The organism is Litorimonas sp. (assembly GCA_029936425.1).
Lineage (GTDB): Bacteria > Pseudomonadota > Alphaproteobacteria > Caulobacterales > Maricaulaceae > Litorimonas.
In genome coordinates, this window is sequence record JAPYSU010000002.1 from 169,386 (window position 1) to 180,989 (window position 11,604).

Sequence of the window (11,604 nt, forward strand, 5' to 3'; positions counted from 1 at the left end):
ATTTAACCGGCGATCACTGGAATGACGAGAGAGTCAAAAAGATGGATACACATTCGGGCCATAAAGCCGGCCGTTGCGATAAAAACGAGGAGCATGGCCCCGAGTTTGGGTACGAAAGTCAGGGTCATTTCCTGAATTGAGGTCAGCGCCTGTAGCAAACCTACCGCCAAACCCACGAGCAAGGCTGTCCCCAAGAGCGGAAGAGACATAAGCGCGGCCGCCCAGAAGAACTCACGCATTATGGATAGTATTTCCGCCTCGCCCATTAGACAGGCATTCTCAATAGCTCTTGATAAGCTTCAACAACGCGGTTTCGGATTGTCACAGCCGTTTCCAAAGCGACCTCAGCATTAGCCATGGCCTGAACCACGGAATGAGCATCTGCTTGTCCGGCTGCCATCGCCTCGGTTGTCTTTTCAACATTCTGGAATACTTCCGCAAAGGCTTTGGCGCTTTCAGCCACACCTTCGCTGGCAGAGCCTTTAGCCTCGGTTCCCATTTCGGCCGGTTTTGCATTCGGCGAAAGGGCTTGTTTGGCAATTTGGTATTGGCGCATCGCGCCGAGAGAGGTCGGTTCCATAATACGCTCCTATTAGTTTCTAAGCAGATCGATTAGGCTGCGATACATTTGAGTGGCCTGGCGAAATGTGGAGAGGTTGGCTTCATAGCTCCGGCCTGCCTCGCGCGCGTCGGCCAGTTCAATCATCATATCTACGTTTGACGACATGACCATGCCCTCGGCATTTGCCATGGGATGACCCGGGTCATAAATTTGCTCCCCCTCGCTTTGATCGAGGGTCACATCTCCAATTTTCACACGTTCCGTCTGATTAACGCGGTCCATCTCGGTCGTGAAGTTGACCAGTTTCCGGTTATAGCCGTTTGTATCTGCGTTGGAGAGGTTTTCACTGGCGATGCGCAAGCGAAACGACTGAACATTCATCCCGCTAGAAGCGGCTGACATTGACTTTGAAATTGAGTTGTCCATCCTGGAGCGTCCTCATTTATACTAAATTTACAGGTTCTTACCGACCGCCATTTTCATCATTGAAAGGGATTTTCGGTAAAGCATCAAAGCAAGGGCGTGATCATTCTGTGTCTCTGCAGATTTCATCATCTGCTCTTCCAGCGAAACAGAGTTCCCATTCGGAGAATAAGCATCCGCTGACGTTGTTTCGGTAACACTAAAGTTTCCGGGGTTAATGGGCTTCGCGCTCATTTGTGCCGCGTGAAAGACCTCGCTGAAAGGCTGTAGGTCTTTGGCTTTATATCCGGGAGTGTCAGAATTCGCGATATTCTCGGCAACAACGGCGTGGCGCTGCGCAGCATGAGACGCCATCGCGGAAACGAGGTTCTGTAGGTTTGTACTCTTCATCATGGCCCGACAATCCTTGTCTATGGTTTACCATGTGTTAATGGCTACACCAGAGAGTTGAACGAGAAGTTAACGAAGACGAACCTTATATTAACTTTATTCACCATAACTGCGAATTATGACTGATCTCGAAGACAGCTTTGACAAAGCGGATATCCCTGCGCCTATGCGCTATTTTGGTCGTGTTGAGAAAATCACAGACCAAAGCGTACATATTAGCGGCCTGAATCACCGCCTCGGACAAGGCGCTCTGATTGAAATTGTAAAGTCAGGCGGCTCGAAAGTCCGCGGAGAGATCATTGCCTTGGAAGGCTCAAGAGCCATGGCATCCTTATACAGCTCTGTGACCGACGTTAAAATCGGTCACAGAGTGGAACATATACAGGCCACCCAACACTACCCTTCCACAGACTGGATTGGGAAGATACTTGATTATGAAGGGCGGTGCATTGACGGAACGTCGCCAATTAGCGGCTCCAGACATGCAAAACTTGATGCTTTGCCGCCCTCTGCCATTCTCAGAAAGGTTTTGGGGCCCAGGCTGAATACGGGCGTCGCGGCACTCGATACATTTTTGCCTCTCTGCCAAGGACAGCGAACCGGGCTATTTGCGGGCTCCGGCGTCGGTAAATCAACGCTTCTTGGAACTATTGCACGGGCCAATAATGCAGATGTCACGATTATCGCCCTTATTGGGGAACGCGGACGCGAAGTCCGTCATTTTGTCGAAAAGGTGATGGGGCCGGAAGGGATGAAAAAGTCTATCGTTTTCGTTGCTACATCAGATATGTCGGCCGCCATAAAGCTCCGAACAGCGCAGCTCGCAATTTCAACTGCAGAATATTTTCGAGACGAAGGAAAACAGGTTCTTTTTCTCTTTGACTCGCTCACCCGTTATGCAGAAGCTCACCGCACCATTGCCCTCAACGCTGGTGAAGTCCCTGCCCTGAAAGCATACCCTCCCTCCACCTTCAGGGCCCTGGCGGCGCTCTGTGAACGATCCGGCCCTGGACTGGATAACAGCGGTGACATCACCGCCGTATTTAGTGTTTTGGTTGCCGGGTCCAACATGGAAGAACCTGTCGCCGATATGGTGCGAGGCATATTGGATGGTCACGTCGTACTGTCACGGGAGATTGCCGAAAGAGGTAGATATCCCGCCTTTGATATCCGCAGAAGTGTTTCACGATCTCTGCCGGACGCCGCCACTCCGGAGGAAAATAAGCTCCTTCAGTCTGGACGGGAATATATTATGCGGTATGAGGAAGCTGAACCCATCCTTCAGGCCGGTCTCTATGTTCATGGGACTGACGAAAAACTGGATAAGGCGATTGCCGCCTATCCTGCCTTGGACAGCTTTATCGGAACAGATGAGACTGTGTCTATTGACGCCGCTTTTGCAAAGCTTGGAAACGCACTCAATCTTGAACCGAAGACTGAAAGCGACACAGCCTCATCTTAACTATTAGCTGGCTTACCCATTAGAGAGAAGTAAGTTAAACAATCCGGAGCTTCCAACGCCCGAATTGGATTGCCCTAAGATAGACAGAGCCGCGAAACCGGGCGTGGATGTAGACGGCCCCGCCTCAATTTGTTTACGCAGAAGAAAATCATTGATTACACGGTCAACAACGTCAGGGTCAGTGAAAACATCTATCGATTTTCCACCAAATTTGCTTTGGGCCTTGTCGGAGAGGATTTCTTTTTGTTTGTCGATGTCAAGCGCTGCAAATTCAGTTGGTAAATTGAACGCGCCTTCAATCACTGTCCTCATCGGCACAGAACCCAGCAAACGAAACCAACCGGCATTTTCGCTTAAGCCCGCTCCCGCGAGGTCCTGTATTTCTCTTTGAAAATTCAATGCGAGCCGCATGGAATCGTCAACATTGCCAACTTCTATTTCGAAATTTTGCCGTTCATATTGCGCGGCAATTCTATTTATATCTGTTTCCGACAAAGATAGTTGACCACCCTCAAAATTGAAGGTTTTGGCCATTTCAATATAATCCGGATTATTCAGACGCCTGGCAAAACTTCTCTGCTCCGTCACGCCTTCATCAAGGATTTTTCGAACAAATGCGCCTTTTGAAATTTCTTCGCCCAGGCCAAATGCGCCCAAAGCCACTTTCAGAATTTTCCGATCCTGCATCAAGTCGTCAAGAGTTTCGACGTTTTGAATATTATTTTTGAAATACTCGATATCCCGTTTGATGTCGGGCGATTTGGAAAATATGTCTTCCTGCCGGTCTAAGGTCCGTTGCAGGAATGACCAACCCGCCAAGCCGCCATTTGGGATGACAGGTGTAAAGGCCACGTGTTAGCCCGCGTGGGCCATTCGAGGTGAAGACTGTTCAACTTCGTCAAATTCTTCTGTAATTTGCGCTGGGTCAGATACAGATCTAAGCATTGCATCCTCAATCGCGAAAAGGGATTTCAAATTGTTCAGTACAGAATAGAAATGCCCTTTGAGGAAAGCAATTTTAGCCTTTTCCAGAGTCTCGCTCAAAGCCGTGCCTTCGAAAACGGCCTCCAGTGCTATAAGGCCGGAGCGCACATCCTCTTCAATTTTCAACGCGTCATTATCGCCTGAAAGAATTAATTGAACGGCGTAATAAACGCGGCGAACGGGAGAATTTACTTCATTTGGGTGAAGGGCATCGCTCACGCGCAGAACATAAACATCATCGTCCGGCAAGCAGATCTGGGATCTTTTTGATCCGTTCATCAATAGAGCACCGTTGACCAGGAATTTTTCGTTTGGTTTAAGGCTGATAACGAGTCCGGACATATCAAGCGACCTCTCTGACAGTTTCGGACTCTTTCTCAGGTCCCTGGATAGCCGTTTTCAAACCTTCGATAATGGCCGTATTTATTTCAATAAGAATTGCCAGACTGGCTTCGCCGCGTAAAATTCGTTGCGTATGGCTCTGCGTAAATTCAGCAAGTGAAATAAGGTTGGTTTTAAGGTCAAGCGCCAACTTATTTTCAGGCGCGACAAGGTCACAAAACAGAATGTTCCAGAGTTTGGCGTTTTCGACGAGCGTCTCGGCCAATTCACTTGTTAATTTTGTGGGATTTTTGTTGGCCTCGGCGCGAAGGCGGGCCGTGATGGAAGAAAAGAGTTGCAGCTCTATATGTTTATCTGACGCAGTCTGTCGCTTTGTTTGACCGTAACCGCGGAGCGCATTTTGTTTCTGATCCATACTCTTAACTTCTCAAATACTTTGGGAATATCAGTGAGCCAAAGCGGAATATCCGCTTTGGCTGGAATTATAGATTGGCTAACCTTACTGGAAGAGGGCCAATAGAGACTGAGGCTGCTGGTTCGCAATTGACAGAGCCTGAACACCAAGCTGCTGCTGAACCTGCAGAGACTGGAGGCGAGCAGACGCTTCTTCAAGGTTGGCGTCTGTCAGGGCGCCGATACCGGACTTCAAGCTGTCAGAAAGTGTCGTAACAAACTCATTTTGGTTATCGATACGACTTTGCTTTGAACCAAAGAAAGCTGTCGCGTCGATGGCTGTCTGAAGTAGACCGTCAATCGCATTAAGAGCCGATGAGGCGCCAGCTGCATCAGAAATATTCAGAGTTGCAAGTGAGGCAAGTCCACCTGCCGCTACGCTAGAGCTGGTAGTAGTAATTGCACCAATGGTGACATCATTTGCATTGGCAGCAGCCGCAGCACTGTTAGTGAAAGTCAGAACTCCACCGGAAACGCCGGTTGTTAAAGTCGAAGACAATCCTGCAGCAGCGATGGCCGTATCAACAGCCGTCTTCAAACCTGCCGCAATAGCGTCTTGGTCGAGACCGGCGGCCGCTTCATAAGCTACATCTTCACCGGCAACGGTGAATTCATAAGTTGTCGCACTTGCCGTTGTTCCATCAGCAATTGTGATTGTCTGTGTTCCGCCGTCTTCTGCAACCGTACCATTTGATAATGTTGCACCTGTGGCATCAGACGCAGCGACTGTTCCGCCGGTAATTGCCGCAGTTGTTGTGAGATCTTGACGGGCAACATCAACAGTACCTGTCGAAACAGTACCGTCATTTGCGCGGTTGAGCGAAGATAAAACAGAAACTACGTCGCCAGCTTTCAAAAGGTTTTGACCGTTGAAGGATGCTGCATCAACAATAGATCCAATTGTCGCAGTGATTTCTGTTAGATCAGTCTGGTATTTGGCTCGATCATTATCTGTAACTGACGCGTCGTTTGCCGCCACAATTGCGCTTTTTGCGCTTTTCAGCAAATCCGTTACCTCGTTGGCCGCATCGCGCGCAACGCCAACTGTCGCTGACCCCAAATTCAAACTATCAGAAAGTTGTGAAAAGCTTTCAACATCTGCCTGCATGACGGTCGCGATAGACCAGATAGCAGCGTTATCTGTTGAAGAATTGATTTTCTTGCCTGTTGAGATTTCGCTCTGAACAGAAGCAAGACTTTTGTTGATACCCCGAAGTGTATCAAGCGCAACCATCGCGCTGTTATTTGTTAAAATACTGGACATAGGTTTTTCCTTTTTTCACCCATTCGGGCTTTACCGTTGGGCATCAGCCCCAATAATTAAGTCCCTCACGGGACACCTAAGTCATCCTTGACAATCTTTCGAACCTATTGGTTTCTAAAAGATAAACTCTCCTGAGTTGCTATTCTGGGATACATGCCAAACCATAATTAAATGTAAATCAGACCAATTTTATTTTTAGGCCCTCAGAGTCTGGTAGATTCACGGTTTTTCCAAATCGGTCATAGGCTCCGACTTTGGCCTCACGATTACGAATGGCATTGATTTGATTGTAAGCGGACTTCACGCTGTTGATCGCAGATTTCATCAGATATTCATTTTCTTTCAAAAGGGATTGCACCCTTTTGAGACTCTGCGCTGTTTTAGAGGCCTGTTGGATAGGCGCGCCATTAGAGAAGACGTTATTAAGTTGCGTCAGACAATCTTGCTTTATGGTGGCTGTTTCTTCTAAAGGCCGAAACTGACCTTTTTTAAGATGAGAATTTTCAAATTCGACTACGCTTCTGAGTTCATGAATAATTTCATCAAGATTTGACATCTAGGTTTCCAGTCTTGTTCATCATTGCATTTTGCATTTTCAATTTTTGGTAAAACTTATCCTGAAGTCCCAAGCCGCCATTATCAGAAAGCTCTTCGGCAAATTTCTCTATATAAAAGTCTGTAAAGGCCGCGACATCTTCTCCGCCGCCTTTCACCAGAGCATCACCTAGTCCTGAAAATTTCAGCATTTGCCCAATAAAGGCGGCTTCAAAGTCCTTGGCAGCTTCTCTAAGTTCCGCCTCTTTCGTACTCTCAGCACTAGCGCTATTTGCCGAAAAACTCGACGGTTCCAGCGTCTGGGTGCGACCTGTTAAAGATAGAGCGGCGAGATCGTTCATAATTTCCTCTAATTTCGGCTTTAATCCATGCTCGTAAATTGTTGGTTAATTATATTTGTTTAGATATGGCTGCATGCAGGCTTTGACACTCAGTCTGTCCCCGGCAGGACGCGGGGATGAAAAATCGGCTTTATCAACTGCTTCGGCAGGGGAGGAAGAGTCGCCTGCCCGGCTTTCTGAAGCCAAGAATTTTGAAAATAGCTTCAAAACAGCTTCTTCTGATAAAGAGGCCTCACCTAAAGGCGCTTCATCGAGAGACGGCACAGAATTAGATCCAAGTCCTGAAACAACTAGAGGCGTGAATTCTGAACAAGGAAAACCTGTAAATGAGGACGTCCCTGAACAGAGTGAAAAGGATACTCTGCTCCCTGTAGCTGTTACTTTGGAATTATCTCGAAATGATAAAGGGACAACCAGCCTATCAAAGGAATTATCTGGAACCGATAAGACGACAACCAGCCCTTCAAAGAGCGGCGAAGTTCCTGGCAAATTGGCTGGGGACCCGGTTCAAATTTTAGACATTACTAAAAGTGACATGTTTTCTGAATCTAAATCAGAAACAACTACGCCTAACATGAATATTTCAGGTGATGAAAAAGGCGTTCCAACGGAAAAATACGTTTCTAAAGAGGTTGCAAATCGTAAATCCGATCAACTCGCTCCGAATACTTTGGAGCTAAAGACATCTAGCGAAGAATTATCGAAAATTGAGAAAACAACCTTAACCGCCGAGGCACGAAGTGGGGAAATTACAAATTCCAAAATGAACGCCCCGCAACAGCTTACTCCCCTTTCTCAGGAAGCAAAAACAACTCTTGAAATTTCTTCCCTTCAGGGAGCGGAAAAAGAAATTTCACCATTTGAATCAGGCGTAAAGGGACAGGGCGCCTCAAGTGAACTTGAAGCCAAGAAAACTTCTACCGAAGTTCAAATTAGAACCGACACTGGAAAACACGCTTCAACCGAAGTTGAAGTAAAAATAGATGGCACAAACAATGCCAAAATAAGCACGATCATTACTCCTGAAGCAGAACAGAAAGAGATCGATGCTTCCGTCCGGAAAGATGTAAGTGAAAAAATAGCTCGGCCAGTAAACGATGTAACGCCTCAAATAAAAGACACTGCCAATTTAGTTGAGGCCGACACAGTGGACGAGCTTATTAAAAAGCAAGTGGACCAAAAGACACTCGGGAAAACGGACTTTCTTAATGTCGCCTTAGACAATCGACCCCCGTCAATGGGGCTTCAAATGTCAACCGGGATGGAAGGCAGCTTCGCTTTGACCTCTCTGACCTCAACTACTCTTTCCTCGACTTTCTCGCCAAGTGTCCAGATGATCTCGGCGACAGCGTCAGCGGCAGCCACGAATTTTAATGCCGTCTCGCAAGCTATTCTTGTTGCGAACGAAACCGCCAAAGGCGTGACGGTACAACTAGATCCTCCGGAAATGGGTCGGGTCTTTATTGATTTTGCTTTTGATACGGATGACAAAGTGAGTGTCGTCGTAAAATCAGATCTCCCCGAGAGCCATTTTATGCTACGCGAACGGAGCGAGCAGTTTCTCAGCATTCTCAAGGAAAACGGGCTGGAAGACGTTAATCTCAGCTTTGAACAGAATGCTCAAAACGGGCAATCAGATTCCAACGAGAAACCAGCCGAAAAGCCGATTTACATTTCGGCTGGCTCTGATGAAGCACGGCCGAACAATTTACCTCTGCAAAATCTCTCCAATGACACCGAGACTTATGAAGGCCTAGACCTTAGATTATAGGATTTAATCATGAATATACCTGACCTTTTTTCTCTAACCACACAAACCAAGCCCTCCTCTATGCTTCGCAAGGGTGGCCCGACAGAACCCCAGATGAACCTGACGCGAAAAATTGAAGGAAACTCGGCACAAAATATCCAGAACAACGGCTCTGAAGTCTCTGATCCGGCTACAACAAATTCGTCATCCGAAGGTGATCTGACGACAGGCTCACAGCAAGCCATTGGAGAAGAATTTGATACCTTTCTGACCTTATTGACGGCACAAATTAAAAACCAAGACCCTCTAGCTCCGCTAGACTCGACACAATTTGTTGAGCAACTTGCCACATTTTCGAATTTGGAATTACAGGCAAAGGGCAATCAGGTTCTGGAAGATATTGCGCAAATGCTCGCGCAGAATTTATACAGCCAATCCCAGACTGAAACGCCCGCTGAAAGCTAGAGAAAAGAAACTTTAGTTTTCACTATCCCTACGGGCAATATCGAGAATAAGAACATTCTCGACTCCGTTTTTAATAATTTTCCGAGATGATCCTAATAGAGTTTCGCGGACAATCTCGAACGTTTTTGGAGATGTCAATTCTTCCGAGAACAAGCCCTGATTTGAAAGTTCCAGTAAGTCTCGCATAAAGGCATCGCGCAATTTAGGTTCCAGATTGAAAACGTCTGCTGAGGCTTCGTTATTCAATTCCAGATTAAAATTCATGATGACCAGGCTTTCAATTCGTTTTTGGTCGACGACCGGAACAACAAATTGTCTTTTGAATTTCAGATAGCTGATTTCACCTGCATAGTCTGAAGTGCCGTGCCCGTCAGAAGATTTCTTGTCCTTATCTTCTTTCTTGTGAGACTTCCCGTCTTCATGCGCGCCCTTGCCATCGTCCTTGGAGCTTTTTTCTGCGGCTTTAGGCGCGTCTCCTCCGGCATTCGCTAAGCCTGCATCCTTTACAACACTTGCCCCTACCGCGCCGCCAATAACGGCAATTATAAGAACAAGCGTTTTTAAAGCAGATTTCAGCATAGTAATCTCTTGAGGAAAAGGGGCTGATAATTCCTAAAAAGGAATTATCTTTTGTAGAAGTTTATTGCCGGCCCGGGGCTTTACAGTGTCGGTTACGTTTCCGCGCCCTCCATAATAAATCCTGGCATCAGCAATTTTGTCATAAGTAATGACGTTCTGACGAGAAATATCCTCAGTCCGAATAAGACCACTCACTTGTAGCTGACGCACCTCACTATTGACCATGATTTGTTGTTGACCCGCGAGTTGTAGATAGCCGTTAGGCTTTACATCGACGACCTGAACCGCGAGGCGTAAAGTGATAGTTTCTTCGCGCTTTATCATGCCGTCACCATTTGTATTACGATCACGTGTAATGTCGACGGCCGGCGTAAGGCTTGCCCCGTCGGGCAGGTTTCTGTTTATTATTTCAGGGAGACCAAAAAACGCACCGACCCCGAAATTGTCGGAGGTCTGTCGGCTATTCGTCTCAGAATTTTTAATCTCAGCTTCGTCTTCAATTTCCACCAAAACGGTCAGAAGGTCTCCGACCTGACTCGCCCGTCTATCGCCAAATAATGATTTGGGACTACTGCTCCAAAGAGAGGTTTCCTGCGGATTTCCTGTACTGATAGCAGGGCGCAATTGCGACTGCGTATTCGGGTCATACTCCGCATAATAAGGCGCTGCAGGTGTCGGTGAAAAGGCAGTATCTATTGGCGGCTCACCGTTGGACGCGCAGCCAGACATAACAAAGGACGCAGCGCCGACAGTTAATGTCAATATTTTAGCGATATATTTCATTTAGCCATCTCCACGACACCGAGGGCAGTAACTCGTCCCTCAACTGCTTGGCGGGAATCCATATTCATGACGCGAACAATTTCGCCCATGGCGCCTTCAGACAAAGCGCGTCCATTTGTTGATATTTCTAAGCGACCAACTCGATAAATCATTGTCACGGGACTGTTTCTTTTGACAAGGACGGGTTCCTGAACATCGCGTTCCCGAATTTCCGTTCCGGTATAAATTGTGCGGATTAATTCCTTTCCGACATATTGATCCAGAACATCTTGAGATGCTTCTGCACCGTCAACATCCACAGAAATGTCCCCGCTGGAAATCATCGTTCCCCGAGAAAGCGTGGAATTTGCGGTGACAGTCGCTGCAAATGCTGGAGAGACCACAATAGGCAAAAGACCGAAAATAGCTCCTAAAACCAACTGTTTCATTTTATCGAATCCTTGTTGTCGCAGAGTACATTTCATCAGCGGCCGTAATGACCTTTGAATTGAGTTCATATCCGCGCTGGGCTTCGATGAGTTCGGAAATTTCCTCAACCACATCCACACCTGAATCTTCAAGATAACCTTGACGCATTGTCCCTACGCCTTCCGTCCCGGGCTCAGCAATAATCGGAGCTCCGGATCCGGCTGTTTCGCGGTAGAGATTACCGCCCATGGCTTCCAAGCCTTTGGCATTTGCAAAGACGGACATGGAAATCCGGCCAATAGACTGTCCTTCGACTGAATTATCAAAAAAGGCGGTAACTTCGCCGTCCAGACTGATTGAAATCTGACGGGCATCGCTTGGAATTGTGATATTATCAGCCAGTTGGTAACCGTCGGAGTTCACGATCAAGCCTTCTGCGTCGCGGTAAAACTTGCCATCGCGTGTATATGCGGACTCGCCGCTTGGCATCGTGATTTCAAAAAATCCGCGTCCCTCAATCGCAAGATCGAGATCGCCGCCCGTTTGGCCTAAAGCCCCCTGGACGATCTCCATTGAAACTGTTGAAGGCCGAACCCCCATACCCATCTGAATACCCGCCGGGACAATCGTGCCCGTCTGCGAACTGACTGAACCTGGCGTGAGATGTTGTTGATAGATTAGGTCTGCAAATTCCGCGACCCTCGGCTGATACGCCGTAGTGCTCATATTGGCGATGTTATTAGAGATAACATCTACGCGGGTTTGTTGCGCCGCCATTCCTGTTGCGGCTATTTTTAGAGCGTTCATCCTGAACCTCCCTTTGTTGCGGCCTGAGATCAGACC

Annotated in this window: 17 protein-coding genes; 3 read left to right on the plus strand and 14 right to left on the minus strand. The window is 47.4% G+C overall.

Annotated features, from left to right (window positions below):
• Positions 1 to 2 precede the first annotated feature (2 nt).
• Genes ACN0IC_RS02630 through ACN0IC_RS02645 form a run of 4 tightly spaced genes read right to left on the minus strand, consistent with a single transcriptional unit; the run spans position 3 to position 1,378 of the window.
• Positions 3 to 266, minus strand: a complete 264-nt coding sequence (locus tag ACN0IC_RS02630; RefSeq protein ID WP_416877203.1) for a flagellar biosynthetic protein FliQ — start codon at positions 264 to 266, stop codon at positions 3 to 5.
• Entirely contained in the window at positions 266 to 580 is a 315-nt protein-coding gene (locus ACN0IC_RS02635) for a flagellar hook-basal body complex protein FliE (protein ID WP_416877204.1), read from the minus strand. Before ACN0IC_RS02635 ends, ACN0IC_RS02630 begins: the two co-directional genes overlap by 1 nt.
• A 12-nt stretch (positions 581 to 592) precedes the next feature.
• Entirely contained in the window at positions 593 to 964 is a 372-nt protein-coding gene (locus ACN0IC_RS02640; protein WP_416877205.1) for a flagellar basal body rod C-terminal domain-containing protein, read from the minus strand.
• 51 nt (positions 965 to 1,015) lie between these two features.
• Complete coding sequence (locus tag ACN0IC_RS02645) at positions 1,016 to 1,378, minus strand: flagellar basal body protein (protein WP_416877206.1); 363 nt, start codon at positions 1,376 to 1,378, stop codon at positions 1,016 to 1,018.
• A 115-nt stretch (positions 1,379 to 1,493) separates the two neighbouring features.
• On the opposite strand from ACN0IC_RS02645, the gene ACN0IC_RS02650 reads away from it, so the two are divergent.
• On the plus strand, positions 1,494 to 2,837 hold the full coding sequence (locus ACN0IC_RS02650) for a FliI/YscN family ATPase (RefSeq protein ID WP_416877207.1): 1,344 nt from the start codon (positions 1,494 to 1,496) through the stop codon (positions 2,835 to 2,837).
• A 12-nt stretch (positions 2,838 to 2,849) separates the two neighbouring features.
• On the opposite strand, the gene ACN0IC_RS02655 is transcribed toward ACN0IC_RS02650, so the two are convergent.
• From ACN0IC_RS02655 to ACN0IC_RS02680, 6 genes are all read right to left on the minus strand, one after another.
• A complete protein-coding gene (locus ACN0IC_RS02655) occupies positions 2,850 to 3,689 on the minus strand; it encodes a DUF1217 domain-containing protein (RefSeq protein ID WP_416877208.1) in 840 nt (279 codons plus the stop codon).
• 3 nt (positions 3,690 to 3,692) lie between these two features.
• Complete coding sequence (locus tag ACN0IC_RS02660) at positions 3,693 to 4,163, minus strand: flagellar biosynthesis repressor FlbT (RefSeq protein WP_416877209.1); 471 nt, start codon at positions 4,161 to 4,163, stop codon at positions 3,693 to 3,695.
• A 1-nt stretch (position 4,164) separates the two neighbouring features.
• Complete coding sequence (flaF, locus tag ACN0IC_RS02665) at positions 4,165 to 4,578, minus strand: flagellar biosynthesis regulator FlaF (RefSeq protein ID WP_416877210.1); 414 nt, start codon at positions 4,576 to 4,578, stop codon at positions 4,165 to 4,167.
• A gap of 84 nt (positions 4,579 to 4,662) precedes the next feature.
• A complete protein-coding gene (locus ACN0IC_RS02670) occupies positions 4,663 to 5,880 on the minus strand; it encodes a flagellin (protein WP_416877211.1) in 1,218 nt (405 codons plus the stop codon).
• A 178-nt stretch (positions 5,881 to 6,058) separates the two neighbouring features.
• Positions 6,059 to 6,436 carry a hypothetical protein gene (locus ACN0IC_RS02675; RefSeq protein WP_416877212.1) on the minus strand — a complete coding sequence of 126 codons (378 nt, stop codon included), beginning with the start codon at positions 6,434 to 6,436 and terminating at the stop codon, positions 6,059 to 6,061.
• Positions 6,423 to 6,776, minus strand: a complete 354-nt coding sequence (locus ACN0IC_RS02680; protein ID WP_416877213.1) for a rod-binding protein — start codon at positions 6,774 to 6,776, stop codon at positions 6,423 to 6,425. The genes ACN0IC_RS02675 and ACN0IC_RS02680 overlap by 14 nt, the downstream gene beginning before the upstream one ends.
• Before the next feature lie 73 nt (positions 6,777 to 6,849).
• Between ACN0IC_RS02680 and ACN0IC_RS02685 the strand changes: the two genes are divergently transcribed.
• On the plus strand, positions 6,850 to 8,547 hold the full coding sequence (locus tag ACN0IC_RS02685) for a flagellar hook-length control protein FliK (RefSeq protein WP_416877214.1): 1,698 nt from the start codon (positions 6,850 to 6,852) through the stop codon (positions 8,545 to 8,547).
• Positions 8,548 to 8,556: 9 nt separating this feature from the next.
• Positions 8,557 to 8,991: a flagellar hook capping FlgD N-terminal domain-containing protein gene (locus ACN0IC_RS02690; RefSeq protein ID WP_416877215.1), complete on the plus strand. Its 435-nt coding sequence runs from the start codon at positions 8,557 to 8,559 to the stop codon at positions 8,989 to 8,991.
• Positions 8,992 to 9,003: 12 nt separating this feature from the next.
• On the opposite strand, the gene ACN0IC_RS02695 is transcribed toward ACN0IC_RS02690, so the two are convergent.
• Genes ACN0IC_RS02695 through flgG form a run of 4 tightly spaced genes read right to left on the minus strand, consistent with a single transcriptional unit; the run spans position 9,004 to position 11,568 of the window.
• Positions 9,004 to 9,570: a hypothetical protein gene (locus tag ACN0IC_RS02695; RefSeq protein ID WP_416877216.1), complete on the minus strand. Its 567-nt coding sequence runs from the start codon at positions 9,568 to 9,570 to the stop codon at positions 9,004 to 9,006.
• Positions 9,571 to 9,603: 33 nt separating this feature from the next.
• A complete protein-coding gene (locus tag ACN0IC_RS02700) occupies positions 9,604 to 10,353 on the minus strand; it encodes a flagellar basal body L-ring protein FlgH (RefSeq protein WP_416877217.1) in 750 nt (249 codons plus the stop codon).
• Positions 10,350 to 10,781 carry a flagellar basal body P-ring formation chaperone FlgA gene (gene flgA / locus ACN0IC_RS02705; protein WP_416877218.1) on the minus strand — a complete coding sequence of 144 codons (432 nt, stop codon included), beginning with the start codon at positions 10,779 to 10,781 and terminating at the stop codon, positions 10,350 to 10,352. Before flgA ends, ACN0IC_RS02700 begins: the two co-directional genes overlap by 4 nt.
• A 1-nt stretch (position 10,782) precedes the next feature.
• Positions 10,783 to 11,568 (minus strand): flagellar basal-body rod protein FlgG, encoded by a 786-nt coding sequence (flgG, locus tag ACN0IC_RS02710; RefSeq protein WP_416877219.1) that lies wholly within the window; start codon positions 11,566 to 11,568, stop codon positions 10,783 to 10,785.
• Positions 11,569 to 11,604 lie beyond the last annotated feature (36 nt).